Annotated in this window: 27 protein-coding genes and 2 tRNA genes; 14 read left to right on the forward strand and 15 right to left on the reverse strand. The window is 61.3% G+C overall.

Annotated elements, in window-relative coordinates:
* The first annotated feature begins 13 nt into the window (after positions 1-13).
* From AC2YB9_RS12915 to AC2YB9_RS12935, 5 genes are read left to right on the forward strand one after another with little or no spacing between them, the layout of a single operon-like run.
* Positions 14-322 (forward strand): hypothetical protein, encoded by a 309-nt coding sequence (locus tag AC2YB9_RS12915; protein WP_487265750.1) that lies wholly within the window; start codon positions 14-16, stop codon positions 320-322.
* On the forward strand, positions 319-1,227 hold the full coding sequence (locus AC2YB9_RS12920) for an FAD:protein FMN transferase (protein ID WP_487265751.1): 909 nt from the start codon (positions 319-321) through the stop codon (positions 1,225-1,227). Before AC2YB9_RS12915 ends, AC2YB9_RS12920 begins: the two co-directional genes overlap by 4 nt.
* Complete coding sequence (locus AC2YB9_RS12925) at positions 1,227-1,826, forward strand: ferric reductase (protein ID WP_487265752.1); 600 nt, start codon at positions 1,227-1,229, stop codon at positions 1,824-1,826. Before AC2YB9_RS12920 ends, AC2YB9_RS12925 begins: the two co-directional genes overlap by 1 nt.
* Positions 1,823-3,067, forward strand: a complete 1,245-nt coding sequence (locus tag AC2YB9_RS12930; protein WP_487265753.1) for an NADH-ubiquinone oxidoreductase-F iron-sulfur binding region domain-containing protein — start codon at positions 1,823-1,825, stop codon at positions 3,065-3,067. Before AC2YB9_RS12925 ends, AC2YB9_RS12930 begins: the two co-directional genes overlap by 4 nt.
* Positions 3,068-3,069: 2 nt before the next feature.
* Complete coding sequence (locus tag AC2YB9_RS12935) at positions 3,070-3,264, forward strand: ferredoxin (RefSeq protein WP_487265754.1); 195 nt, start codon at positions 3,070-3,072, stop codon at positions 3,262-3,264.
* Here AC2YB9_RS12935 and AC2YB9_RS12940 read toward each other — a convergent pair.
* Positions 3,261-3,593 carry a DUF4233 domain-containing protein gene (locus tag AC2YB9_RS12940; RefSeq protein WP_487265755.1) on the reverse strand — a complete coding sequence of 111 codons (333 nt, stop codon included), beginning with the start codon at positions 3,591-3,593 and terminating at the stop codon, positions 3,261-3,263. The genes AC2YB9_RS12935 and AC2YB9_RS12940 overlap by 4 nt on opposite strands.
* Positions 3,593-4,927 (reverse strand): bifunctional folylpolyglutamate synthase/dihydrofolate synthase, encoded by a 1,335-nt coding sequence (locus AC2YB9_RS12945; RefSeq protein WP_487265756.1) that lies wholly within the window; start codon positions 4,925-4,927, stop codon positions 3,593-3,595. Before AC2YB9_RS12945 ends, AC2YB9_RS12940 begins: the two co-directional genes overlap by 1 nt.
* Positions 4,928-5,081: 154 nt before the next feature.
* Between AC2YB9_RS12945 and AC2YB9_RS12950 the strand changes: the two genes are divergently transcribed.
* Together AC2YB9_RS12950 and valS are read left to right on the forward strand one after the other, a co-directional pair.
* Positions 5,082-7,175 (forward strand): MMPL family transporter, encoded by a 2,094-nt coding sequence (locus tag AC2YB9_RS12950; protein WP_487265757.1) that lies wholly within the window; start codon positions 5,082-5,084, stop codon positions 7,173-7,175.
* Positions 7,176-7,219: 44 nt separating this feature from the next.
* Positions 7,220-9,790, forward strand: a complete 2,571-nt coding sequence (gene valS, locus AC2YB9_RS12955) for a valine--tRNA ligase (protein ID WP_487265758.1) — start codon at positions 7,220-7,222, stop codon at positions 9,788-9,790.
* Positions 9,791-9,902: 112 nt separating this feature from the next.
* Here the strand turns inward: valS and AC2YB9_RS12960 are convergent, their stop codons facing one another.
* The 9 genes from AC2YB9_RS12960 to AC2YB9_RS13000 all read right to left on the reverse strand — a co-directional run bounded on the left by AC2YB9_RS12960 (position 9,903) and on the right by AC2YB9_RS13000 (position 17,853).
* Positions 9,903-11,069, reverse strand: coding sequence for a saccharopine dehydrogenase family protein (locus AC2YB9_RS12960; protein WP_487265759.1), 1,167 nt, complete (start codon positions 11,067-11,069; stop codon positions 9,903-9,905).
* On the reverse strand, positions 11,069-12,340 hold the full coding sequence (clpX, locus tag AC2YB9_RS12965; protein WP_487265760.1) for an ATP-dependent Clp protease ATP-binding subunit ClpX: 1,272 nt from the start codon (positions 12,338-12,340) through the stop codon (positions 11,069-11,071). The genes AC2YB9_RS12960 and clpX overlap by 1 nt, the downstream gene beginning before the upstream one ends.
* Before the next feature lie 121 nt (positions 12,341-12,461).
* Positions 12,462-13,064, reverse strand: a complete 603-nt coding sequence (locus AC2YB9_RS12970) for an ATP-dependent Clp protease proteolytic subunit (RefSeq protein ID WP_487265761.1) — start codon at positions 13,062-13,064, stop codon at positions 12,462-12,464.
* Positions 13,061-13,651, reverse strand: coding sequence for an ATP-dependent Clp protease proteolytic subunit (locus tag AC2YB9_RS12975; protein WP_487268616.1), 591 nt, complete (start codon positions 13,649-13,651; stop codon positions 13,061-13,063). Before AC2YB9_RS12975 ends, AC2YB9_RS12970 begins: the two co-directional genes overlap by 4 nt.
* 94 nt (positions 13,652-13,745) lie before the next feature.
* Positions 13,746-14,213 carry an SRPBCC family protein gene (locus AC2YB9_RS12980; protein WP_487265762.1) on the reverse strand — a complete coding sequence of 156 codons (468 nt, stop codon included), beginning with the start codon at positions 14,211-14,213 and terminating at the stop codon, positions 13,746-13,748.
* Between the two features lie 3 nt (positions 14,214-14,216).
* Positions 14,217-14,672, reverse strand: a complete 456-nt coding sequence (locus AC2YB9_RS12985) for an SRPBCC family protein (RefSeq protein WP_487265763.1) — start codon at positions 14,670-14,672, stop codon at positions 14,217-14,219.
* Between the two features lie 10 nt (positions 14,673-14,682).
* On the reverse strand, positions 14,683-15,945 hold the full coding sequence (locus AC2YB9_RS12990) for an esterase/lipase family protein (protein WP_487265764.1): 1,263 nt from the start codon (positions 15,943-15,945) through the stop codon (positions 14,683-14,685).
* A 69-nt stretch (positions 15,946-16,014) separates the two neighbouring features.
* Positions 16,015-17,433 (reverse strand): trigger factor, encoded by a 1,419-nt coding sequence (gene tig / locus AC2YB9_RS12995; protein ID WP_487265765.1) that lies wholly within the window; start codon positions 17,431-17,433, stop codon positions 16,015-16,017.
* A 346-nt stretch (positions 17,434-17,779) separates the two neighbouring features.
* A tRNA-Pro gene (locus AC2YB9_RS13000) sits at positions 17,780-17,853 on the reverse strand.
* A gap of 34 nt (positions 17,854-17,887) precedes the next feature.
* On the opposite strand from AC2YB9_RS13000, the gene AC2YB9_RS13005 reads away from it, so the two are divergent.
* The 7 genes from AC2YB9_RS13005 (at position 17,888) to AC2YB9_RS13035 (ending at position 21,929) form a co-directional block, all read left to right on the forward strand.
* Positions 17,888-18,484, forward strand: a complete 597-nt coding sequence (locus AC2YB9_RS13005; protein WP_487265766.1) for a nucleoside/nucleotide kinase family protein — start codon at positions 17,888-17,890, stop codon at positions 18,482-18,484.
* Positions 18,477-18,650: a DUF5302 domain-containing protein gene (locus AC2YB9_RS13010; protein ID WP_487265767.1), complete on the forward strand. Its 174-nt coding sequence runs from the start codon at positions 18,477-18,479 to the stop codon at positions 18,648-18,650. Before AC2YB9_RS13005 ends, AC2YB9_RS13010 begins: the two co-directional genes overlap by 8 nt.
* 68 nt (positions 18,651-18,718) lie before the next feature.
* Positions 18,719-18,795: transfer RNA gene (locus AC2YB9_RS13015), tRNA-Gly, on the forward strand.
* A gap of 104 nt (positions 18,796-18,899) precedes the next feature.
* Positions 18,900-19,301, forward strand: a complete 402-nt coding sequence (locus AC2YB9_RS13020) for a TOBE domain-containing protein (RefSeq protein ID WP_487265768.1) — start codon at positions 18,900-18,902, stop codon at positions 19,299-19,301.
* Positions 19,298-20,086: a molybdate ABC transporter substrate-binding protein gene (gene modA, locus AC2YB9_RS13025; protein ID WP_487265769.1), complete on the forward strand. Its 789-nt coding sequence runs from the start codon at positions 19,298-19,300 to the stop codon at positions 20,084-20,086. The genes AC2YB9_RS13020 and modA overlap by 4 nt, the downstream gene beginning before the upstream one ends.
* Before the next feature lie 2 nt (positions 20,087-20,088).
* On the forward strand, positions 20,089-20,880 hold the full coding sequence (locus AC2YB9_RS13030; RefSeq protein WP_487265770.1) for an ABC transporter permease: 792 nt from the start codon (positions 20,089-20,091) through the stop codon (positions 20,878-20,880).
* Positions 20,877-21,929 (forward strand): sulfate/molybdate ABC transporter ATP-binding protein, encoded by a 1,053-nt coding sequence (locus AC2YB9_RS13035; protein WP_487265771.1) that lies wholly within the window; start codon positions 20,877-20,879, stop codon positions 21,927-21,929. Before AC2YB9_RS13030 ends, AC2YB9_RS13035 begins: the two co-directional genes overlap by 4 nt.
* Positions 21,930-21,936: 7 nt before the next feature.
* On the opposite strand, the gene AC2YB9_RS13040 is transcribed toward AC2YB9_RS13035, so the two are convergent.
* Genes AC2YB9_RS13040 through AC2YB9_RS13055 form a run of 4 tightly spaced genes read right to left on the reverse strand, consistent with a single transcriptional unit; the run spans position 21,937 to position 24,619 of the window.
* Positions 21,937-23,055: a PP2C family protein-serine/threonine phosphatase gene (locus AC2YB9_RS13040; RefSeq protein WP_487268617.1), complete on the reverse strand. Its 1,119-nt coding sequence runs from the start codon at positions 23,053-23,055 to the stop codon at positions 21,937-21,939.
* Between the two features lie 12 nt (positions 23,056-23,067).
* Complete coding sequence (locus AC2YB9_RS13045; protein ID WP_487265772.1) at positions 23,068-23,883, reverse strand: Fpg/Nei family DNA glycosylase; 816 nt, start codon at positions 23,881-23,883, stop codon at positions 23,068-23,070.
* Positions 23,883-24,338, reverse strand: coding sequence for a ribose-5-phosphate isomerase (locus AC2YB9_RS13050; protein ID WP_487265773.1), 456 nt, complete (start codon positions 24,336-24,338; stop codon positions 23,883-23,885). Before AC2YB9_RS13050 ends, AC2YB9_RS13045 begins: the two co-directional genes overlap by 1 nt.
* Positions 24,284-24,619: an alpha/beta hydrolase fold domain-containing protein gene (locus AC2YB9_RS13055; protein WP_487268618.1), complete on the reverse strand. Its 336-nt coding sequence runs from the start codon at positions 24,617-24,619 to the stop codon at positions 24,284-24,286. The genes AC2YB9_RS13050 and AC2YB9_RS13055 overlap by 55 nt, the downstream gene beginning before the upstream one ends.
* Positions 24,620-24,656 lie beyond the last annotated feature (37 nt).

A 24,656-nucleotide genomic window follows, 5' to 3' on the forward strand; every position in this document is an offset into this window, starting at 1 on the left:
ACACGCTTGAGTCATGACCAATTCAGCATTTACCTCACGCGCAGCACTTCTGGCCAAGTCGAAGAAGAACCTCGCCATCATCACCGCATCCGGACTTGCGCTCACCGGCGCTCTCACGGTCGGGCTGACGGCGGGTAGTACCCAAGCGGCCACGCCCGTGCAATCGCAGACCACATCAACCAGCTCGAATCAGCACTCCGCAACGAGCAGCAATCAGCCTGGCACGACAAACAAGCCTTCCCCTGCCGCGCACAAGCAGTCCGGTGTCACTGCGCCCTCCAAGAAGCACCACTCGTCCCACGGCTCGAGCAATGCATCATGACCGCAACCGCTATCTGGAGCGACTGGTCCTGCCGTGTGCGGATCACGGTCACCGAACCAACGACGCTCACGCGCGCCAAGAGCATGCTCATGGCTCTCATGGCTGATGTGTCACGTGCGGGAAACCGTTTCGATCCCACGTCAGACCTCTCGAAGATCAACGTCGGTGCCGGCCGCATGGTCGCTGTGTCCGGCCGGACCATCGCGCTCGTCGACGCGGCCCTCGATGCCGCCGCTGAAACCGATGGTCTGGTCGATCCGACGATCGGCCACCACCTCACCCGCTACGGGTATGCGAGCGATATCGACCAGATCCGCGGCCGATTGCTGGCACTCGGGCCGGCCCAGCCTGCACCGGCCGACTGGCGTCAGGTTCGACTCAATCACGATCTCGGACTCGTCGGGGTGCCCGCTGGCATGAGTTTGGATCTGGGTGCCACGGCCAAGTCCTGGACTGCCGACCTCGCGGCGCATTCGATCGCGAATCGTTTCGACATCGGTGTGCTCGTCGAGCTCGGTGGTGATGTCGCGGTGGCAGGGATCAAACGCGAGCCGTGGCAGGTCACGGTGAGCGAGTTGGCCGGTGAGCCGAGTCAGCGAGTCGGACTCAACCACGGCGGTCTGGCCACCTCGTCGACGCTGGCGCGCAGCTGGCGTACGACCGACGAGCCCGCCCATCACATTATCGACCCGCGCACCGGAAAGCCGGCAGCCAGCAGCCTGCGCACCGCCACGGTCTGGGGACCGAGCGCGATCAAGGCCAATACGGCCAGCACTGCGGCCATTATTCTCGGCGAACAAGCGGTCGACTTCCTCGTCGGACTTGGCCTCGCTGCACGATTGGTCCGCTCAGACGGAACGATCCTCTCAGTCGGCGACTGGCCTGCGGAGCAGGTGGCGGCGTAATGACGCTTTGGTTCCTGTCCCGCGCCGCCGGCATGGTGGCCCTGCTGGCGTTCACTGTCTCGACGGCTCTCGGCGTCCTCGCGGCCCGACCTCGGATGCACAGCAGCGTACGTCAACTCGACCGACGATTCCTGACCCAGATGGCTCATCGCTCAGCGGCAATCATCGGGCTGGTGTTGCTCGCAACCCATGCGACCCTCATGGTGCTCGACTCATTCGTCCCGGTCTCAGTTAGTGGTGCGCTGGTCCCGTTCATTGCCGGCTACCGCCCACTCGCGCTGGGCCTCGGGACACTCGCGGTGTATGCATTCGTCGCGGCGGCGATCTCGGGCGCGCTGCGTGGTCGGGTGGCCGGATCGGACGCCGTCGCTCGGCGCTGGCGTTACGTCCATCTCAGCGCGTATGCAGGTTGGGCGCTCGCAATGGGACATGGCCTACTCGCTGGGACCGACACCCACAACTGGTGGGCGATCTCGATCTATGTCACCTGCGCAATTGCCGTCGTCGCTGCGACAGTCGTGCGAATTGGGGCCGAAACCCGACATCGCAACAACCCAATCGTGGCTGCGCGAACGCTAACCCCTAGGCGCTTGCTATGACCCCCCAACTCGATGCCACAACGACAAACGTCCGCGCTTTGGGCGCACCCCGTCTACTGGCCGGAGCCATCACCGGAGGCCGCGTCGATTTCAGCACCCACGTGTCCCACCATGGCTCGCTCCGGCGTCGGAGCCGTGATTGGCTCACCAACGCGTGCGCTGACGTCAATCTGCTGGGGCGAGGCGGCGCTGCCTTCCCGGTTGCGACGAAGCTCGCGGCGCTGCCACATCGCCGTCGTGTACGAGTATTGGTGAACGGCAGCGAGGGTGAGCCAGCCAGCCAGAAGGATCGCGTCCTGATGCAGTTGGTGCCTCACCTGGTGCTTGACGGCGCTCTGATTGTCGCCCACGCACTTGCCACCGCGCGCATCGACATCGCCGTCCATGATCGATCCGCGTTCGAGTCGCTTCAGCGAGCTTGCCAGGAGCGGGGCGATGCGGCCAACATAATCATCAAACGGACCAACACCGGTTTCGTCGGCGGGGAGATCCGCGCGGCGATCAACGGACTTAATGGCGGGCCGGCAGTGCCGAGCGGCCGCCGAATCCTTCCCGTCGACCGTGGGATCGATGGGCGTCCAACATTTGCGTCGAATGTCGAGACATTCGCCCACATCGCGCTGCTCGCCGGACTCGGCGTCGCTGATTTTTCCCGCACCGGATCGACCGATGAACCGGGAACAACGTTGCTCACTCTCGTCGGCAGCGTGCCGTATGCCGGTGTGATCGAGGTGCCTACCGGCGTCCGCATCAGCACACTCGTGGGATCGACCGATCCGGGGCCGACACTGATCGGCGGCTATCACGGAACGTGGACAAATGACCTCGGCAATCTCACTGTCGATCGGGCCCGCCTCAAAGGTGCGGGACTCCCGCTCAACGCGGGTGTCATCGCGTGCATACCGCCGGCGACGTGCGTTCTCGACGAAATCGTCGGCGTCAGCGCTTGGCTGGCCGGCGAATCCACCGGTCAGTGCGGACCCTGCTTCTTCGGTCTCCCAACAATCGCAGGAAACCTAGCCGCCATCGCAGCCGGCGGCGGTACCGGACAACTCGAATCGCTGCGCCGACATCTGGATGTCGTGGCCGGGCGCGGCGCGTGCGCGCATCCCGATGGCTCGGTCCAATTCATACGGTCAGCACTAGGGGCATTCGGCGCGGAGTTTCAGCGGCATGCTGAAACCGGCGGCTGTGGTCGCCCGGCAGGCCGCATCCTTCCACTCAACAACAGGAGCGACTGACCATGACTCGGCTCGACATCGATTGGACCCGCTGCGACGGGCACGGACTGTGCGCGCGGCTGCTGCCGGAGAACATCACCCTCGACGAATGGGGATTCCCCATCATCGACCCCACGCTCGAGGACAGCACCGTCACAGCCGCCCGCCGGGCAGCGCTGGTCTGTCCAGCGCTGGCGTTGCGGGTGACGCGAGCCTAATGCTCAGCGGCCCAGGCCGCCTTGTCCGATTCGATCTTGCGCCCCAAGAAGTAGGCACCAAGCCAGAGCACGGCGAACATGACGCCAATGAAGAACATGGCCGAGACGAGAAATCCCATCGCGATCGAGGCGACCTGGATGAGATGGCCAAGGACGTACGCACCGGGGTGACGCAACATTCCGGCGGTGAGAATGCAGAGCACTGCCAGCCCGCCGCCAACCGCAACCGCCTTGGTCGTGCCGACATTCTCGACCGTGATCATGACCGGAATCGCGAGCGCGAGAATGATCGCCTGCAACGTCAGCATCGCCGAGCACATTGCCCGCATCAGCGACCAGCACCCAACAGAACCCGAGCCTCACCGGCTGTGACGACCGAACCGATGACGAGGACTCCCCCGCTGCCAAGTGCTTCTTCATAGCCTTCGGCGGACTCCGCCATACCGATCGCCCGCTCGAGCGCGTCATCGAGCCGGCTGGTGACATGCACCCGATCCTCGCCGAAAATATCGGCGGCAAGTTCGCCCAGTTCGGCCGCTGGCATCGCGCGCGATGAACTGTTCTGCGTGCATACGATCTGCGCCAGAACTGGTTCAAGGAGCCGCAACATTCCCTCGACGTCCTTATCGTCCATGGCACCGACGACACCGATCAATGGACTGAAATCGAAGGCTTCCTGAACGGCGTCGATAGAGGCAGCCACGCCATGTGGATTGTGCCCAGCGTCGACCAGAACCGTTGGGCTGGTTCGGACGATTTCAAGCCGCCCCGGCGAGGTGACATTCGCGAACGCTTCGCGCACGACTTCAACATCGAGCTCGACGCCGCCAATAAAGGACTCGACCGCTGCCAATGCGTAGGCCGCATTGTGGGCCTGGTGCGCGCCGAACAGCGGAAGGAAGATCTCGTCATAGCGGCCGGAGAGCCCTTGCAACTCAATCATCTGGCCGCCAAGCGCCTCAACTCTCGACAGCACCTGGAAGTCACGGCCTTCGTACGACATGACGGCACCGACCTCATGGGCCCGCTGCTCGATCACATCGAGCACACCCTGGCTCTGCGCGGCAACAATCGCTCGAGCGCCGGGCTTGATGATGCCGGACTTTTCAACCGCGATCGCCTCAGGGGTGTTGCCCAGATAACGCTCATGATCAATCGCGATCGGGGTAATGACCGCGACTTGACCATCGGCAACGTTCGTCGCGTCCCAAGAGCCACCCATACCAACCTCGACGACGGCGACATCGATCGGCGCATCGGCAAACGCCGCATACGCCATCGTGACAATCAGCTCGAAGAACGACAGCGGATGCTCAGAACTGTCATCGACGATCTGCGCGAATGCCGCAACATCGGCAAAAGCGTCGACGAAGAGGTCCTCAGTCAGCGCCGCACCGTCGAGGCAGATGCGCTCGGTCATCGACTGTAGGTGCGGGCTGGTGAACCGCCCGGTACGCAATCCGAGGGCGCGCAGCAATTCATCGATCATGCGGCTCGTCGAAGTCTTGCCGTTGGTGCCGGTCAGGTGGATAACCGGATAGGCCTGCTCAGGATCGCCCAGCAGACGCAGGATTGCCCGTATACGGTCCAAGGACGGCTCGAGTTTAGTTTCGGGCCAACGACCGAGCAGAGCAAGCTCGACGTCGCGGTAGGTAGGTCTCATCGCGTCTATTATCGCAGGGCGTCAACCAGGCAGTGTCAACCAGGCAGTGTCAACCAAAACCTGGGGCAAACACCGGAGTGGCGGGTCAACCCTTGCTGCGCAAGAATATTCTTTGTCCGTTGCACATTTGGCGACGCTCGACGCAGGAGAACCTATGACACGGTCCGTTGCCGGCTGGATCACTCATCGCAAAACCAAATATGTCGTGATTCTGCTGTGGATCGCGGCGCTTGTCCTGCTCGGGCCGCTCTCCGCCAAACTCGGCAGTGTTCAGAAAAACGATCAAAAATCTTTCTTGCCAAGCACGGCCGAATCGACCAAAGTGCTCGACATTCAGGCCAAGTTCGGCTCTGCCAACACGATTCCTGCAATCGTTCTATACGAGAGTGACACGAAGCTCACCAAAACCCAGCTGACAAAGATCCAATCCGATGCTGAGGCCTTCTCCCAGCGCAAAGACCTAGATTCGAGTCAACTCAAGGCGTCCGACGGCCAGATTCCGGTCATCCCCTCGAAGGACGGCAAGGCCGCCCAGTTGTATGTTCCGCTCGACCTAGGTGCCAGCGGCTTCGACAAGGTGGGGCCCGCGGTCAAAAGTCTGACGAATACCGCCAGCAAGGATGCCGCCAGCATGCAGGTGTATGTCACAGGCCCTGCCGGTCAGGCTGATGACTTTTCCAAGGCCTTCGAGGGTATCGACACGACCTTGCTGTTCGCTGCCGGCGGCGTCGTGATCTTCATTCTTCTGCTGACCTATCGCAGCCCGATATTGTGGCTGCTGCCAGTCATCTCGGCGGGAGTGGCGCTTGGATTGGCACAAGGCGCCATCTACCTATTGGCCAAATATGCAGACCTCACGGTGAATGGACAAAGCGCCGGCATCTTGACCGTCCTGGTGTTCGGCGCAGGCACCGATTATGCGCTACTCATCGTGGCTCGCTATCGAGAAGAGCTGCACCGACACGAGGACCGCCACGAGGCCATGGCCAAGGCACTTCATCGCGCCGGCCCCGCAGTGCTCGCCAGTGGGGCGACCGTCGTCGTCGGGCTTCTCTGTCTTCTGTTGGCGCAGATCAACTCGACCCGCGGCCTCGGACCGGTCGCCGCCGTCGGCATCCTGGTCGGAGTGGGAGTCATGCTGACGTTGCTACCCGCACTTTTGGTTCTCGTCGGCCGTTGGATCTTCTGGCCCCGCATCCCCCGATTCGACCAGACCGAGCCCAACGACAACGGAATTTGGTCTCGAGTCGGCAAAGCGATCGCCAAGGGGCCTCGCGTCACGTGGATCGTCACGACACTGATCCTGGTCGCGCTTTCCTTTGGCGTCGTGTCCCTTAACGCCACTGGCTTGAGCAACAAAGAACAATTTACGACGGCACAACCGTCGGTCAAAGGCGAGGAAGCACTTGCCCGCCATTTCTCCGCCGATGAAAGCACCCCGCTGGTCGTCGTGGCCAAATCGGCCAAAGCCGACGAAGTGTTGCGCGCAGTCACGGCGGTCAAGGGCATCGATGCATCGGCCGTTGCGCAGGCTCCGCAAACTCGCGACGGCTTCGCCCTCATCAACGCTCCGCTGACCAGCGCGGCGGACTCAGCTGAGGCGACCAAGACGGTCGAACGGACCCGCGCTGCGGTTGCCAACATCACCGGCGCCGATGCACTCGTCGGCGGTACGACGGCAATCAATTACGACGTCCAGAAACTCTCTGGTGATGACAACCGGTTGATCATCCCGGTCATCCTGCTCGCCGTGTTCTTAATCCTGGCCATCCTGCTGCGAGCGCTCGTCGCACCAATCATCCTCATCGTGACCGTCGTGTTGTCATTCGGTGCGGCATTAGGCGTAAGTGGGCTGGTGTTCGAGCACATTTTGGGCTTCGGGGGCGCCGACACCTCGTTCCCGCTCTTCGCCTTCGTCTTCCTCGTCGCACTCGGGATCGATTACAACATTTTCCTAATGACTCGCGTGCGGGAAGAAGCGCTGCACTCAGGCACGCACAAGGGCGCCCTGATCGGGCTGTCCGCGACCGGCGGCGTCATCACGTCGGCCGGACTGGTCCTTGCAGGGACCTTCGCCGTGTTGGCGACACTCCCGCTCGTGTTCCTGGCCGAACTTGGATTTGCGGTCGCTTTCGGGGTACTGCTCGATACGATCATCGTCCGTTCGGTGCTCGTGACCGCGTTGAATCTGGACGTTGGCCGATGGATGTGGTGGCCGAGCAAGCTGTCGCACGAACACAAGCCCTAGGCCTCGGCGGGCGTCGACAGGAGGCGCCTCTAGACTTTGGTTCCATGAACACCGTCCCCGAAAAGCCTGTCCTCGAAGGACTCGAAGCCATTTGGTCCGCCCGCTGGGAAGAGCAGGGCACCTATCGCTTTGATCGCACCAAGACGCGCGCGGAGATTTTCTCGATCGACACGCCCCCGCCGACCGTCTCGGGCAGTCTTCACGTAGGACATGTGTTCTCCTATACGCATACCGACCTGATCGCCCGCTATCAACGCATGCACGGCAAGGAAGTCTTCTACCCGATGGGTTGGGACGACAACGGTCTGCCGACCGAACGTCGCGTCCAGAATTATTTCGGCGTCCGCTGCGATCCGTCATTACCATATGACGGCACGTTCACCCCGCCGGAAAAGGTCGACCCCAGGGCCCGGCAAATTCCGGTGAGCCGGCGTAATTTCATCGAGTTGTGCGAGCAACTCGTCGCCGAGGATGAAAAAGTCTTTGAAGCACTGTGGCGGACGCTCGGCCTTTCGGTCGATTGGAGCCAGACCTATACAACGATCGGTGAATCTTCGCGCGCCACATCACAGCGCGCTTTCCTGCGCAATCTCGCGCGCGGCGAGGCATACCAACAGGACGCCCCGACGCTGTGGGACGTGACCTTCCAGACCGCGGTCGCACAGGCCGAACTGGAGGCGCGCGACTACCCCGGCGCCTACCACCGCGTGGCGTTCCATAGCGTCAACGGACCCATCTTTGTCGAGACGACACGCCCCGAACTCATCGGCGCCTGCGTCGCGCTGATCGCCCATCCCGACGACGAGCGTTACAACTCGCTGTTCGGCAGCACCGTCACGTCCCCGCTGTTCGGGGTTGAAGTGCCCGTCATTGCGCATGGCGCCGCCGAGATGGAGAAAGGTTCGGGACTCGTCATGTGTTGTACGTTCGGTGACCTCACCGACGTCATCTGGTGGCGCGAACTGCAACTGCCCAACCGGACCATCATTGGCCGCGATGGCCGCATTCTGAGCGATCTGCCCGACTGGATCCCGGCCGGCAGCGGCCAATCGCTGTATGCAGAACTGGCCGGCAAGACGACATTCACCGCGCGTGAATTGGTCGTGGCCGCATTGCGTGCGGCTGGCGATCTTGATGGCGAGCCAAAACCCACCCAACGTATGGCGAACTTCTTTGAGAAGGGCGACAAACCGCTTGAGATCGTCTCGACTCGGCAGTGGTACCTCACCAACGGCGGCCGCAATGCCGAACTCGGCAAGGCACTGATCGCGCGCGGCGATGAGATCAACTGGCATCCCGAATACATGCAGCACCGTTTAACCAATTGGATCACCGGCCTGAACGGTGACTGGCTCGTCTCACGCCAACGTTTCTTCGGCGTAGCGTTCCCGATCTGGTACCGGCTCGACGATCAGGGCGAGCCGGTCTATGACACTCCGTTGGTCCCCGACGAGGCCGATCTGCCAATCGATCCGGCTTCGCAAGCACCGGCTGGCTTCGACGAATCGCAGCGCGGTGCGCCCGGCGGTTTCATGGCCGATCCCGACGTTCTCGACACCTGGGCCACCTCATCTCTGACCCCGCAGATCGTTACCGGTTGGGAGCGCGATCCCGATTTGTTCGCGCGGACGTTCCCGATGGATCTTCGCCCGCAGGGTCACGACATCATCCGTACCTGGTTGTTCTCGACCGTTGTTCGGGCCCATCTTGAGCACGGCGTCGCGCCATGGCGCCATGTATCGTTGTCAGGTTTCGTCGTCGACCCCGACCGTAAGAAGATGAGCAAGTCAAAGGGTAATGTCGTCGTGCCGGACGAAATCATTACCAAGTACGGCGCGGACGCCGTGCGTTGGCGGGCCGCTGGCGCCCGACCCGGAGCTGACTCGCCATTTGATGAGCAGCAGATGAAGGTGGGCCGGCGGCTCGCGATGAAGGTGCTCAACGCCTCTAAGTTCGTGCTCGCAGCCCCCGAGGCCTACGGCATTGGCGCCGACGCGTCCTTCCTCGACGCCGACCTAGTGACCGAGCCAATTGACCGTGCGCTGCTGACCAGACTCCGCGGCGTTGTTGACACGGCCACCGCCGCCTTCGAAGCTTACGATTACTCCAGCGCACTTGAGGCCGCCGAGAAGTTCTTCTGGGACTTCTGCGACGACTACCTCGAACTCGTCAAGGAACGTGCGCACCGTGATGATGCAACTGGGCAGTCGGCGCGTGCCGCCTTTGCGCTCGCGTTGTCGGTCCAACTCCGGCTACTCGCGCCGTTCCTGCCCTACGTGACCGAGGAAGTCTGGTCCTGGTGGCAGGAGGGTTCGATTCATCGTTCGGCATGGCCAAGCAATGCAGCCGATCTGACCAGCGTCGACGCCGATCCCGACGTCTTGTCGAGTGCCGCCGATGCATTGGCCGGCATCCGCGGCGCAAAGTCGGTGGCCAAGGTCGGGATGAAGACCGAGGTGTCGGCGGTCGTCGTACGCGGGCCACAGGCACAGCTCGACCAGCTGTCGGCTGCGATGGACGATGTCAAGGCCGCCGGAAAAGTGACCGGAACAGTCGATCTGACCGCGGACGAGTCACTCGACACGATCGCCACCGAAGCAACGCTGGCGATGTGAAGCCTTCTCACCACAATTCGAAGCCTTAGTCGGCCATAGCCGGCGGGGAAGCCACGCAAGGCTTCGAATCGCGGGGCAGAGCCGGCGGGGCAGGGCCGCCGAGGCGGCTGCTCTAGTCGACGACCTCGAAGGTGATGCCGGCGGCTTGGAGTCGCTTAATCAATGCATCGCCCATCGCGACGGCAGTCGTCGTCTGGCCCGAAACGTCGGGCAGTTCGTCGAAGGCGAGGCACATCGCGGACTCGCTGAGCATCTTTGAGGTTTCGGTATAGCCGGGATCGCCGCCGCTAACCTGGGTCGTCACGTGTTGGTCCCCGCCGGTGCCGATCAGCAGCAACTTGAACCACGACTTCGCGCGCTGTTCTTCGCTCGGCCCATCGCCCTGCGATTTGAGTTTGAGCAGAAGGTTGCGAGTCGGGGCAAGCTGCGAGCCAGCCAGTAAGACCCCTGCGCCCGCGATTGTTCCGGCGAGCATGTGCAGTGTTTTGAAATGAGCGAAATGCGCGTAGGAGAACTCCGGACCGTAACGCTTAAGCGAACGAGCCGATCGCAACACAATCTGCGGATCGATAGTCGGCATTGGCAGCGCCCAACCCTTGCCACGAGCACCTCGACCGAGTTTGCCACCACCACGAATACGGCGATCGGCTGGACGCCCTTCGGCCCGTTTGCGTTGGGCGGCGACTCGGCCCGCAGATCGAAGCCGTGAAAAGGCGCCGATCGCTGAATGATAGGTACCGCCGGACGGTCCACCACCGGCGCGCACATAGCCCTCGATCGCGATCGGCACGTCTTCGGGAAGCTGCTCGACGGTGAACAGCACACCGAGGTCATAGGGAATCGAGTCGAACCCGCAGGCGTGCACAATGCGGGCGCCTGTTGATTTGGCGGTCTCGTGATATTTGAGCCACACGGTGTCAACGAACTCTGGTTCGCCGGTCAGATCGACATAATCGGTGCCGGCCTCCGCGCAGGCTTTGACCGCCGGCTCGCCGAACTGCAAGTAGGGGCCGACGGTCGAGATCAATACGCGTGTCTGCTCGGCCAGCACTTGCATCGAGTCAGCATCGGCGATATCGGCCGCAATAATTTTCGGCGGCACTCCACCGAGGGCTGCGATCCGATCAGCCACCGCTTGGAGCTTAATCCGGTTGCGGCCCGCGATAGCCCACGTCTTGTCAGCCGGCAGATGCGCAGCGAGATAGTCGGCGGTCAGCCCGCCGGTAAAGCCGGTGGCACCGAACAGCGCGATGTCGACGGATGCACCGACAGCAGCCATTAGGACGCCTTCTTGGCGACTTCAGCCTGGGTGAGAATCGTCGGGCCTTCGGACTTGTCGACTGTCGCAGCAGTCACGATCACCTTCGCAACATCGTCGCGGCTCGGGATGTCGTACATGACCTGCTCGAGGACGTCCTCGATGATCGACCGCAAGCCGCGCGCACCGGTGCCGCGCGCGAGCGCCAGATCGGCCATCGATTCACAAGCGTCCTGGGTGAATTCGAGCTCGACGTCATCGATATCGAATAACCGTATGTATTGCTTGGTCAGCGCATTGCGGGGCTCACTCAAAATCGTGACCAAAGCATCGCGGTCGAGATTGTCGACCGCGGCGATCACCGGCAGACGACCAATGAACTCGGGGATCAGGCCGAACTTCAGCAAATCCTCGGGCAACACTTTGGAGAACACCTTCGACGGCTCGTTGACCTCGCCGTTGGCTGCCTTGTCGACGTTGAAGCCCAGACTCATCTTGCCGCTGCGCTGCTCGATGATCTCGCCAAGGCCCGCGAACGCGCCGCCGACAATGAACAGCACATTGGTCGTGTCGATCTGGATGAATTCCTGATGCGGATGCTTGCGACCACCCTGCGGCGGGACCGAGGCAGTCGTGCCCTCAAGAATCTTGAGTAACGCCTGCTGCACACCTTCACCGGACACATCGCGGGTGATCGACGGGTTCTCACTCTTTCGCGAGATCTTGTCGATCTCGTCAATGTAGATGATGCCAGTCTCGGCCTTCTTGACGTCGTAGTCGGCGGCCTGGATCAACTTGAGCAGAATGTTCTCGACGTCTTCGCCGACATAGCCCGCTTCGGTCAGTGCGGTCGCATCGGCAATCGCGAACGGCACGTTGAGCATCCGAGCAAGAGTTTGCGCCAAATAGGTTTTGCCGCAGCCAGTCGGGCCGACCATCAGGATGTTGGATTTGGCGAGTTCGACTTCATCACCCTTGGCGCGACCGGTCGCGACGCCAGCCTGAACGCGCTTGTAGTGGTTGTAGACCGCCACTGCGAGCGATCGCTTCGCATTGTCCTGACCGATTACATAGCCGTTGAGAAACTCGTAAATCTCGCGCGGCTTGGGCAACTCACCAAGGCTGAGCTCGGCGCCTTCGGCGAGTTCCTCCTCGATGATCTCGTTGCACAGGTCGATGCATTCATCGCAGATGTAGACGCCGGGCCCGGCAATCAGCTTCTTAACCTGCTTCTGGCTCTTTCCGCAGAAAGAACACTTCAGGAGGTCGGCAGTCTCACCTATGCGTGCCACGGACGAGTTCCTTTCAGCGGCAGAAACGAGCGGCCGGTAGGTTGACCGACCCCGCTCTGCCCAGTATTGATGATTGCGGACCGTTTGGCGATCACGTGCCGATCGTGTCCCGGTCCGAATGTCAGACGGCGGGGGTCTTGAGCGTGTCGAGGATCTGATCGATGAGGCCGTACTCAAGCGCTTGCTCGGCGGTCAGGATCTTGTCGCGGTCGACGTCGCGGCTGACCTCGGCCTGATCCTTGCCGCTCGCATCAGCGATCATCTTCTCCATCATCTCGCGCATCCGAAGGATCTCGTTGGCCTGAATCTCGAGATCAGAGATTTGGCCGCCGGTTCCTTCGGTGTAGGGCTGGTGGATCAGTATGCGGCTGTTGGGCAACGCTAGGCGCTTGCCCGGGGTGCCAGCCGCAAGCAGAATCGCGGCGGCGGAGGCGGCCTGACCCAGGCATACGGTCTGCACGTCCGGCTTGATGTAGCGCATCGTGTCGTAGATCGCTGTCATCGCGGTGAACGAACCACCCGGCGAGTTGATGTAGATCTGAATGTCCCTATCCGGATCCATCTGCTGCAGGCATAAGAGCTGCGCCATGATCGCGTTAGCCACATCGTCGCTGATCGGGGTGCCCATGAAGATGATGCGATCCTCAAACAATTTCGCGTAAGGATCGATGCGACGGACACCATATGAGGTGCGCTCTTCCCATTGTGGGATGTAATAGCTCATTTTTTGATTGCTCCTGCATTGGCGACGACGGCATCGATCAGGCCATATTCCTTGGCCTCTTCCGGGGTGAACCAGCGGTCACGATCAGAGTCGAGCTCGATCTGCTCGAGGGTCTGACCGGAATGCTGCGACTGCAGCTTGTTGAGCTGCTTCTTGAGCAGGATGCTCTGTTGTGCCTGGATCTTAATGTCCGAGGCAGAACCACCGATGCCACCGGAAGGCTGGTGCATCATGATGCGCGCGTGCGGGAGAGCGAAACGCTTACCCGCGGTGCCGGCGGCGAGCAGGAACTGTCCCATCGATGCGGCCAGACCCATGCCCACGGTGGCGACATCATTGGAGATGTATTGCATCGTGTCGTAGATCGCCATGCCCGAGTCGACCGAGCCGCCTGGCGAGTTGATGTAGAGGTAAATGTCCGCATCGGGATCTTCGGCGTTAAGCAGCAACATCTGTGCGCAGATCGCGTTGGAGTTGGCATCCTTCACTTCCGAACCGAGGAAGATGATGCGTTCCTTGAGCAGGCGCTGATAAATGTGGCCATCGAGATCCGACGGGCCACTGTCGGCTGCCATCTGGGGAGTCATATCTGTGTTCACATGGACAAACCTAGACGGCAGAGCCGCACAAGACACGCCAAAACACGCTGTGTTCGCTCATAGCGTGACGGTGGCACGGTAGTTAGCTCTCGACTTCGGCCTTGATCTGCGCGAGCGTCGCGATCATTCCCTCCATGAGTTCGGCATCATGGGACTCAATACCGCCGAGCGCCACCGCCGCTGTGACCTTCGAGGCGACCGATCTTTTGCTGCGCCGCAAATCACGGCGTTCGACCAGTCGGGTGCCGGTCGCGGTCGGCTCGAGTTCATATGTCCATTGCGCCGCCGGACCCATGACATAGAACGAGATCTTCTTATTGGGCTCAAAATCAGTGATGTGGCTCAATGTCGGCCAGATGAAGGCCTTCCGCTTATTGAGGTTCAGGCTGCGGGTGCCCTTGCGGAGCTGCTTTGAGGTGAAGCCTTGGAAGACCACCTCAGGGCTCCACTTCGACATGCGTCGCAGATCGGAAACCAACGCCCATACGGCCTCGGGAGTCGCGTCAATGTCGATGCTCGCCTCGAGCGCAAGGATTGTCCGTGCTGCCATGGTTCAGCCTTCCACTTCAGTCTTGATCCGCGCCAGCGTTGTTCTGATACCACGCTCGAGCGATGCCTCGAAGTCCGAAACGCCACCCATCGCTTTGTCGACCGCAAAGTTGGAGGCCGGCGAGACACCGTTCGGCGCCCTCCGGCTCTCGGTCAGGCGCGTGCCCGCAGCGGTCTCATCTAGTTCATACGACCACACCGTGCGGTTCTCAGTGATCCGAAACGCCAGCTTCTTGGCCGGCTCAAACTCGATGACCTTCGCCGTAGTCGGCCAGTACATCTTGCCCGAATGGTTGAGATTGAGGGTACGGGTCCCCTTCCTAATGCCACGGCCAAAAATGATCATTTTCTTGCACTGCGGGCTCCACTCACCCATTCGTTTGAGGTCGCTGACCAACGCCCAAACAGCTGCCGGCGGCGCATCGATGTCGATGCTGGAAGAGATGAGATCGCGAGCCATGAGCGTCCTTCTAGGGGTGTTGTGATGCGGTGGGCGGAAGCGCCGCGAGATTGCGGTTCTTTTCGTTCAGCCAGTCGACAAGCCAGTCGCCGATCTGCGGATGGTTGAGCAGCGTGTAGTGATCGACGCTTGGAAGGTATTCGAAGCGGGCGCCGTCAACGACGGGTCCGTGTTTGCCCATTCCGGTTGCCGAGGAAAAATGCACCAAAAGATCGCCAAGCACCGCGCTGAGCGGATGATTGCGGGCAGCGCCAAAGGTCGCTGCAACAAAGTGGTATTCGGCGTGCGGGAGCGGCGCAGCCGCGATCCGGTCGAGTCCCCACTGCGAGGTGAGGTCCTGCCCCTCCCACTCATCGTGACTTATGTAACCATGGCGCAGATCGACGACACCGCCCGATTGGGTTTCAAAGATTGTGCTGAACGGCGCTGATTCGGGCCAAAATCGCAGCAGCTGTGAGCCCAAGTGGGCGACTTTCTCCAGCCGAGCACCGGTATGCGGTGTGCCCAGGCACACGATGTCCTTGACCAGTTGTGGCCAGAGTTCGCCACCGGCCGTCGCGTAGTTCGTGGCCGCACGAACGACCAGTCCGCCCATCGAGTGGCCGACAAGGGTCATCCGGGTCACGTCGACCGGCCAAGCGTCGATCAGTTGGCGCAACAGAACGTCAAGGTGGCGACCGTTTTCGGAAACGTTCAGGCCGGTATTGAACCGCAGCAGGACCGGGGTGGCGTCAGTGTCCTCCGCAATCCGCTCAACATATGTGTTGCCGACGCTCTTCTGTCGTCGAGACCAAGATTCGTCGTCCTCACATAATCCGTGGACGAACACCACGAGGTGGCTACTTGCTGTCGGGTACACCTGACGCAGCGGGAACGGCGTCGCAACGACGTCGTCGCCATCCTTTCGGATCGACATCTTGATCGCCTGTGGATCGTCAAGCATCCGAAGCTCGTCGCCAATGAGCCCGTTGACCGCCGCCACGATCTGACGGCCGAATCGCGAGTCCTCAATTGGACGGCCGACGCCGCGCGCCGAGAGTGCACGCACCGAACCGCTCGAGATGCGCAACACCCCCGAAAGAGTTCCATAGACTGAAGTCACGACCGCATCATGAAGCGATTCAGGTAAACGACTGCCAACCATCCGGGTCGCCCCGAAGGCTCGTGTGGCAATCGCACCATGGATATCTCGCACAGTGCCGAGGATAAGCCGGTCGCCATATTCCAACGCCAAAGCCGCAACGTCGGTAATGCGTGCTGGAGCGGCGGTCATGATTACATACTTCCGGTAGCTGAACCTGAATGGAACCTCAAGCCAGCGAGTTGTTGGTCACGCCGTGGGTTAGGCGTCCTCAGCCGGAGCATCATCGATTTCCACGTCGACGGTCTCGGTCGCACCAGGCTCGCCAACTGTGCCGTCTTGTTCGCCTTCGGCAAAACTGCCATCAGCCTGCAGGTTGGTAAGGTCGAGGACATTGCCGGACTTGTCGGTGACCTTCGCCGATTCGACCAACGACGCCAGCGCCTTGCCGCGCACGACTTCACCCATGAGTTCGGGCACGTGATTGTGCTCCATCGCGTGCTGGATGTAGGCCTGCGGATCCTGGCCGGACTGCTGCGCACGGCGCATAATGTGCTGGGTCAGCTCAGTATCGTCGACGCCGATCTCATTGCTGCTGGCAATCTCATCGAGCACGAACTGGGCGATCAGTGAATCGCGGACGCGCTTCTCAAGCTCGGCCTCGAATTCGTCGATCGTCTGCTCTTCGGAGTCGAGGTAGCCCTCGAAGGTCAGGCCGGCATGCGCGAGCTGCTGTTCGATCTGCTCACGACGAGCGGTGATCTCACTGTCGACGGTGGCGTCGGGAAGTGGTGCGTCGATCTGCTCGACGATCTGCTCGAGCACGGCATCGCGGGCCTCGCCAGCCTGCTCGATGCGCTTGCCGCGGGTGACCCGCTCGGTGACATCGGCGCGGAGTTCCGCGACCGTGTCAAATTCCGAGGCCGTCTGCGCGAATTCGTCGTCCAACTCCGGCAGTTCCTGCTGCTTGATCTCGGTCACCTTGACAGTGACGTCGACGTCCTGGCCGGCCAAGTCGCCACCGGCGAGTTTGGTCTGGAAGGTCTTGTCTTCGCCTGCCTTGAGGCCGATGACGGCTTCATCGAGACCGTCAAGCATCGTGGCCTTGCCGATTTGGTAGGGCATTGCTTCGGCCTGAGCGGCCTCGATCTTCTCGCCGTCCTTCGAGGCTGACAGGTCAACGGTCAGGAAGTCGCCGTCGACCGCTGCACGGTCGACCTCGATGAAAGTCGCGAAGCGCTCGCGCAAAGCCTCGACCTGCTCATCGACGTCGTCATCGGTGACGGTTGCATCTTCGACGGTGACTTCGATCTTGGTGATGTCGGGCAGCGTGATGTCGGGGCGTACGTCAACCTCGGCGGTGACTTCGATGTCTTCGCCATCGGCGAACTTCGACAAATCGATCTCGGGCTGGCTGAGCGGAACCGTATTGGTTTCTTCGAGCGCTTGGTTGTACCAAGCGGGCAGGGCGCTGTTGATCGCCTCATCGAGGACCGCGCCGCGGCCAACTCGCTGGTCGACGATTGCCGCAGGAACTTTGCCCTTGCGGAAGCCCGGAATCGTGATCTGCGAGCCGATCGTCTTGTAAGCCGCATCGAGATTAGTCTTGAACTCGTCGAACGGCACCTGGATGGTGAGCTTGACGCGTGTCGGGCTCAGTGTCTCGGTGGTGCTTTTCACGTGGCTGTCTCCTGCGTAGATCTGAGTACTGGGATAGGTACTGGGTATGGGAGCTGCCGGCGCGAATTCACAGACGCAGCAGCGGCAAATAAGTGTCTCATGGAATCCAAATCGCCCGTAGGGGCAGTCCAGAAGGCCCGGCAACCGCGGATTAGCGCTAACCCGCAGTTAGGACCTAACTGGTGAGGAAGGTGCCATCAGCAGTGAAATCATTGACCACGATGTCGGCGACGTACGCGATCGACCCAAATCGCGATCACAACGGCTGAACTAGGACTATAAGAAAAACTCCTGAACCTGCATAATGCAGGTTCAGGAGTCTCTGATTTTCTGAGAAATCACTTTGTCGGGATGACAGGATTTGAACCTGCGACCCTCCGCCCCCAAAACGGATGCGCTACCAAGCTGCGCTACATCCCGATGCAACCCCAGCAGTCTAGTGGACAGAGCTCACGTGAACCCAATCCGGTATGACGAATTGGCCGCCCGCATCGATCGACGGGCGCCCGCGTGCGGTGAAACCAAGGTTATTGGCATCGATGGGCGCAGCGGAGCGGGCAAAACTGCGTTCGCTGCCCGCTTGGGTGCTCAGCTTCACGCACCCGTTTTTCATGTCGAAGACGTCTATCCCGGCTGGAGCGGGCTCTTGGCGACTCCCCCACTGTTGGTTGACGGTCTGCTTGCCCGGATTGCAGTGGGGGATATCGGCGCGGTCGCGCGTTGGGACTGGGCCCGCGGGCGACCGTCAACTCCGATCCGGGTCGTTCCCGGGCCGCTTCTGATCCTCGAAGGCGTAGGTAGTGGCGCGCGGGTCTGCCGGCCATTCCTCAGCACACTCATTTGGGTCGATGCTCCGACTTCGGTTCGCAAACAGCGCGCGCTCGATCGGGACGGCTCGACTTTTGCACCGTTCTGGGACATGTGGACGGCCCAGGAAGATGAGTTATTTGCGCGCGACGGCATCCGTGCGGCGGCCGATATTGCTGTTCACTACACCGAACACGGCATACTGGACCCCAACCGAAGCAATCGAGGAGAAGGCAATGGCTGAATCAGGCAAGGCGGACGACCTCAAGAAGAAATTTGCCGAGGCGCTTGGCAACAAGAAAGACAATGACAACGAACCAGCCACCGGCGCCAGCAAGGGCCCCGAGCACGCGCATGGTGTGCACGGCATGGTCGACAACAAGCGGATGTTCCGACGCAAGAGCGGGTGACTCGCGAGTCGGATTCGAGCCGGGGGACAACTTGTGAGAAACTATCTCTCGCTGCCTCACGGTCGCATGCGGACGTAACTCAATTGGTTAGAGTCTCTGCCTTCCAAGCAGAATGTTGCGAGTTCGAGTCTCGTCGTCCGCTCCACAACACACGATGAGGGTTTCACGCTGCTAAGGCGGCGTGAAACCCTCATCGTTTTGCGCGACCCTGACGTGCACTTCCGCAAATGCGTCACTATGCTCTGATCCATGACGCAAATACGGATATCTGATGCCGCGCGGCTGCTCGGAGTAAGTGACGACACCGTGCGCAGGTGGATCGCCTCGGGATCGCTCGACGCAGCCAAGGACGGCTCGGGTCGCAAGGTGATTGACGGCAGGGCATTGGCCGCATTCGCCCGTGATCAGAACCGGCACAACCCCGAGACTCCCGGCGCAAGCTCGGCGCGCAATCGCTTCGTTGGGCTCGTCACCGAAGTCAAGGCCGATTCGGTCATGGCCCAGGTCGACATGCAATGCGGCCCGTTCCGGGTCGTTTCGCTCATGAGCGCCGAATCCGTACGCGATCTGCAACTCGAACCCGGCTCAATCGCAGTCGCCGTCATCAAATCAACAACCGTCATTGTCGAAGCGCTGGGAGAAACTCCATGAAACGGTTCACCACAACGATCGCCGCAGCGCTCCTGCTCACCACGATGGCCGCGTGCGGCTCGAGCGACACGAGCGACACGAGCGCCGACACCGGCACGGATTCTTCGGCTCCCGTCACGCTGACGGTTTATGCGGCTGCTTCGCTGACCAGCACGTTCACCGAGATCGGCAAACAATTCGAAACCGAACACAAGGGTGTGACGGTCAAATTCAGCTTCGCCGGTTCGTCTGATCTTGTCGCACAGATTCAGCAAGGCGCGCCCGCCGACGTGTTCGCTTCCGCAGACACCAAAAATATGGATAAGGCGACCAAAGACAATCTCATCGCCGGGACACCGACCAACTTCGCCTCCAACACACTGCAGATCGCGACTCCCCCGGGCAATCCAGCGCACATCACCGCATTGAAGGATCTGGCGAAGTCCGGCGTCAAGGTCGTTGTCTGCGCCCCGGAAGTCCCGTGCGGATCGGCGACTAAAAAGGTCGAAGATTCCTCCGGAGTTGACATCAAGCCGGTCAGTGAAGAGCAGTCGGTCACCGATGTGCTCAACAAGGTTGCCACTGGTGAAGCCGATGCCGGCCTTGTGTACGTGACCGACGTCAAGACTGCCGGCGCCAAGGTTGACGGCGTGACGTTCAGCGAATCGTCCGCAGCGGTCAACACCTACCCACTGGCCGCGATCAAGGGCAGCAAGAACGCTGATCTGGCCGCCGAGTTCGTGAAGTTCGTGGCCGGCGCCAAGGGCCAGGCCGTCCTTGCCGCAGCAGGATTTGCTAAGCCATAGCGATGACCGCTCCAACGACCTATTCGAGCCTACCCAAATGGGTGTACATCCCCGCCGCGGTGGGAGCGCTGTTTATTCTGCTTCCGCTCGTCGCGATGGGCTCGAAGGTCGATTGGAGCAATTTCATCGGGCTGGTCACCTCGGAGTCATCGCTTGCGGCACTCAAACTGAGCCTGCGTACGTCACTGACAAGCACCGGGTTGTGCGTGCTGTTCGGTGTGCCAATGGCAATGGTGCTGGCGCGTACCTCTTTTCGCGGACAATCGCTGGCTCGATCGTTGGTGCTGCTCCCGCTCGTGCTGCCGCCGGTCGTCGGCGGCATCGCGCTGCTTTACACATTCGGCCGCAAAGGGCTGCTCGGGCACTCGCTGGAAGTCATGGGCATCAACATCGCGTTCTCCACGACCGCAGTGGTGCTTGCGCAGACGTTTGTCGCATTGCCGTACCTCGTCGTCAGCCTCGAAGGAACGATTCGCACAGCCGGCCAACGGTACGAGGTTGTGGCCGCGACTCTCGGTGCGCGCCCAACCACCGTCTTACGCCGGATAACGCTGCCGCTCGTACTGCCTGGCCTGGCCTCGGGCGCGGTGCTGTCATTCGCACGAGCGCTCGGCGAATTTGGTGCAACGCTGACGTTCGCCGGAAGTCTTGAGGGAGTCACCCGAACCCTGCCGCTGGAGATCTACCTCCAACGCGAAACCGATCCGGACGCTGCTGTCGCGCTCTCGCTCGTCCTTGTGGTCGTGGCGATTCTTGCGGTCACGCTGGTGCGTGGCAAGCGGGCCAGACTATGACGCTGCACGCCCATATCGTGATCGACGCTCGCAATGTCGATGTAGAAATCGATGTTGCCGACGGCGAGAAGGTTGCGATCCTCGGACCAAACGGTGCCGGCAAGTCAAGTGCGCTCGAAGCGATCGCAGGCCTACTCCGACCAGACCGTGGGTTCGCGACCCTCGATGGGGAAACGCTGTATGACGTTGGCCGCAGCAGCGGAACCATCTGGCGTCCGGCACACTCCCGTGGGACTGCTTTGCTCTCGCAAGATCCATTGCTCTTCCCGCACCTGACCGTCATCGACAATGTCGCCTTCGGTCCGCGCAGCCTCGGCAGCAGTCGAAGCGAATCGCGTGCCGTCGCCCATACCTGGCTGGAACAGGTCGATGCGGTCGAGTTCGGCGAGCGGAAACCAGCGCAATTGTCAGGCGGACAGGCGCAACGTATCGCTGTGGCGAGGGCGCTGGCCGCCGATCCTAAACTCTTGCTACTCGATGAGCCAATGGCCGCCCTCGATGTCGCAGTCGTACCCGCGCTCCGCCAGATGTTGCGACGAGTTCTTGCCGATCGTTCGGCCATCATCATCACCCATGACGTGCTTGATGCCCTCCTGCTAGCCGACCGGGTCATTGTGATTGAGAACGGCCGGGTTGTCGAAGAGGGGCCGACCGCAGCCGTCCTGAAACGCCCACGGAGTCAGTTTGCCGCGCGCATCGCCGGCCTCAACATGGTCGTCGGCATGGCATATGACGGCGCAATCCGATCTGACAATGGCACCACTATCGAAGGGCTCAGCGCCGACCGCCCGGCCGAAGGCAGCCGCGCCGTTGCCGTGTTCAGTCCCGGCGCAGTCTCCGTTCACCGCACTGCGCCGGGTGGAAGTCCACGCAATGTTATTGCAGCTCGGGTCACCGAGATCGAACCGCTGGGTGATCGCATGCGGGTGCGCACCGACGAGTTCAACGCCGACATCACGCCAGCCTCGGTTGCATCGCTCGATCTCGTCCCCGGCAGTGAAGTGCTGCTCGTGGTCAAGGCCAACGAAGTGTCGATCTACGCTGCTTGAACCGCAGTCAAAGAATCGCGCTGCCGCGTCTGAGAATCAGCACCGCACGGTCGTCGTCGGTCGTTTTAACCCGGCCGAGGATCCGCTTGGCCGCGAGGTCGAATCCGGTAACGACGACTGACTGTGCCGTTTCACGAAGCCATTCGATCCCCGCAGTGAAGTCTTGTGAATGGGACTCAACCACCCCGTCGGTATAAAACAGCAGAGCGTCGCCCGGTTCGAGACAACCTCGGGTCAACGTGAACTCCGGCCGGACCTGGATTCCCAGCGCCATACCGCGGGCGCCGTCGATGTCCCATGCGGTGTGATCGGACTGCCAGCGCAAGGCTGGCGGGTGGCCGGCATTGATGATCGAGAACTCGCCGGAGGCCAGATTGACCAAGACGTGCACAGCCGTCGCGAAGCCATCATCCCAATGTTGCCGCAACAGGAAGTCGTTGGCGGCTAGGAAAAGTCCCTCCGGCGGCAACGCCCCAATCAGCCCACCCAACGCTCCGGCGAAATGCAAAGACTGCGTTCCCGCGGCGACGCCCTTGCCACAGACGTCGACGAGCACCATCTCAAGATACTGCTCGTCACGAGTCAGATCCGCGACGAGAAAATCGCCCGCATACTGAGAGCCGCCCGAGCTGAGCATTGCTGATTGCGCCGTCCAGCCGTCCGGAAGTGTTGGAATTTTGCTCTGTGCCTGAAGCCGATCGCGCAAATCGACCAACATCGCTTCGCTGACCGGGCTCGGCAGCCCGCTGCGATTACGACTCGCGGAGAACACGAGGACCAGAGCCACGATCGCCACAACCGCAAAGGTCGTGAATCGCACCGCCGAAAACTCGGTAGCAAGCGTCACTTTGATGCCTGTGGAGGCCGCCGCGAGCACCGTCGCCAAACTCAACACGGCGAGCGGCCGCCAACGCAGGATGATGTAACCCAAAACGATCGGGATCACGAACGTCGCGGTTGGTATGTAGTTGTAGTCGTGCAGCGAAATCAGGGTCATCACCGCAATGACAGCGAGCATTGCCACTAGGACTGCGATTTGGCCCTCGTTGGAGCCGTTTCGCCACCGCACAAAGCGGCCACCGACGTAGTCCTCAACGGGACTCATCGCACGACGGAAACCAATCATCACGGGGGAATCCTACCGGTGCCGCTGGCAGCGCGGACACCAAAACAGGTTCCGACTGGAAAGTATTTGTGTGCGCACAGTTGTGCCACAGACCAGGCACGCCTGACCGTTGCGTCGATAGACATAGACCTCTCCCCCATGATCGTCTTCACGGGGCGGGCGGCCCATCATTTTCGGTTCGTGCTCGGGGCGGACTGTGTCGATCCTCCCTCGGATAACGCCCTGTCGCATCAGGGCAACTAGATCCGTCCAGATTAGGTTCCAGTCGGCCGCACTCAAAGCCTGACCGGGCGTCATCGGGTCGATTCCGAGCCGGAACAAAACTTCAGCCCGATACACATTGCCGACTCCGGCGAGCACGGCTTGGTTCATGAGCAATGTCGCGATCGGCGTGCGCGAGGAACTGATTCGCGACCAGGCCGCCTGCGGATCGGCATCACTTCGCAGCGGATCGGGCCCCAACCGCGCCAACAACAATTCGCGGTCGTCGGGGTCGAGCAGATCGCAAGCGGTCGGGCCGCGCAAATCAGCGGTATGACGACCGTTATCGATACGCAACCGAACCTGGCCCACGACAGGTAATCCTGATCCCCGTGAAATGGTCAACCGACCATAAAGCCCCAGATGGATATGCAAATATTGCTCATGCTCTTTGAAGCTGACAAGGAGATGTTTGCCGAATGCTTCCGCACCAGCAATCGTGCACCCATCAATCAACCGCGCACCCGCTGCGAAACGGCCCTGCGGGCTGCTGGCCGAAATGACCCGGCCACCAAATGTGATCGTGAGTTCGTCCGCAAGGCGATGAAGGGTGTGCCCCTCGGGCATCAGATCGTGCCTGTCTCCTCGTATGCGGTCAGCATGTCGATACGTCGCTGGTGCCGCTCCGCATTGCTCCAAGCGGTCGTCAGGAATGTCTCGGCGATGCTGGTTGCCTCGTCATCGGTATGCATACGGGCGCCGATCGCGACAACGTTGGCGTTGTTGTGCTGGCGTGCGAGGCTCGCGGTTTCGGTCGACCATGCGAGCGCCGCACGAGCACCCTTGACCTTATTCGCGGCGATCTGTTCGCCGTTGCCCGAGCCACCGATCACGATTGCCAACGAGCCTGGCTCGGCAACTGCGGCGGTTGCAGCCGCGATACAGAACGGCGGGTAATCGTCGAGTTCGTCGAAGCTGTCAGCACCGTGGTCCACCGGTTCATACCCGTTTGCGGCGAGCCAGTCGATCAGGTGGGTCTTGAGTTCATAGCCGGCATGGTCGGAGCCGATGTGTACGCGCATGGGCTTAGTCTCCCAGCCACCATTCGGCATCGTTCACGAGGATCGATGCTGTTCTCGTGCCGCCACGAGCGCGGCGCGAACATTGCGGACTGCAGCACGTGAGGCGTCGAAGACCTCAGGCTGACGCCAGAAGGAATGCACCATTCCCAGCGCCCGGTAAGCGTCGACGGCGGCACCCGCCCGGTCTCCGCAGTGAGTTGCCGGCAAAAGTCGTCATGGGTCTCAAGGTGGTGCAAAACCCAACCGCCACCATGGACGTACAGCGCAGCGCGCTGCTCCATGAGGCGCCCTAGGTAATTGACTGCCTGCGGGTGGAGC

The sequence above is a fragment of the Aeromicrobium changchenzhani genome, from assembly GCF_057586615.1.